We start from the raw sequence: 528 nt of genomic DNA, 5'->3' as shown, positions 1-528 counted from the left end.
AAGAAATCAAACCTTTATCCTTTGAAGAACGTTATCAAGTACGGCTAGAAAAAAGTCGGCCGATTCTTGATGCTTTTTCGGCATGGCTTCGTCAGCAAACACCAAAGGTGTTGCCGAAAAGTGCACTCGGACAAGCCATTAAATATTGTCGCAATCAATGGGGAAAGCTAGAAGTGTACTTAGAGGATGGTCGATTGGAGATCGATAATAATCGAAGTGAACGATCGATTAAACCATTCGTGATCGGCCGAAAAAATTGGATTTTTGCCAATTCACCAAAAGGAGCCAAGGCAAGTGCCTTAACCTATAGCATTATTGAAACAGCGAAGGAAAACGGACTAAATCCTTATCACTATTTGAAGGTTCTTTTCGAGGAGCTTCCTAACTTGGATACGACTAATGAAAAAACAATCGATCAGCTACTGCCTTGGTCCGAAACTCTACCAGAGCATTGTTATGTGAAAACTGATAACTAGATTTTACTATAGTCCCCATCTTGGCCATAGGTGGGGACTATTTGACGCTTAC

General features: G+C 41.1%; 1 protein-coding gene. It reads left to right on the top strand.

Translation table 11 applies throughout. The annotated features are described in order from the left end of the window. Window positions 1–476 (top strand): IS66 family transposase (locus ACERJO_RS21060; protein ID WP_373648787.1); only part of this gene is annotated, 476 nt, incomplete at its 5' end. Window positions 477–528: the final 52 nt, after the last annotated feature.

Origin of the sequence: Halalkalibacter sp. AB-rgal2 (genome assembly GCF_041821005.1) — a bacterium.
GTDB lineage: Bacteria > Bacillota > Bacilli > Bacillales > Bacillaceae_D > Halalkalibacter.
This window is presented reverse-complemented; position numbering and strand designations above follow the sequence as displayed.